The 233-nt window shown below is 63.5% G+C and carries 1 protein-coding gene; it reads left to right on the top strand.

Annotated elements, in window-relative coordinates; translation table 11 throughout:
• Positions 1 to 30: 30 nt before the first annotated feature.
• A partial coding sequence (locus R2R70_RS23305; RefSeq protein WP_410979391.1) for a LysR family transcriptional regulator occupies positions 31 to 233 on the top strand: 203 nt, incomplete at its 3' end.

The raw sequence follows: 233 nt of genomic DNA, 5'->3' as shown, positions 1-233 counted from the left end.
CTGCGAAAATCGCACTCAGCGTTCTATTTGATGAACGATCAAGAACGGGATCTGAACGATCTCTATTACTTCGTGCAGGTGGTCGAGCACGGCGGCTTCGCGCCGGCCGGGCGCGCGCTCAACCTGCCGAAATCGAAGCTGAGCCGCCGCATCGCGCTGCTCGAGGCGCGGCTCGGGATGCGGCTGATCCAGCGCTCGACGCGCCGTTTCACCGTCACCGACGTCGGCCAGAC

This window comes from Cobetia sp. SIMBA_158, assembly GCF_046566945.1.
Classification (GTDB): domain Bacteria; phylum Pseudomonadota; class Gammaproteobacteria; order Pseudomonadales; family Halomonadaceae; genus Cobetia; species Cobetia amphilecti.
This window is presented reverse-complemented; position numbering and strand designations above follow the sequence as displayed.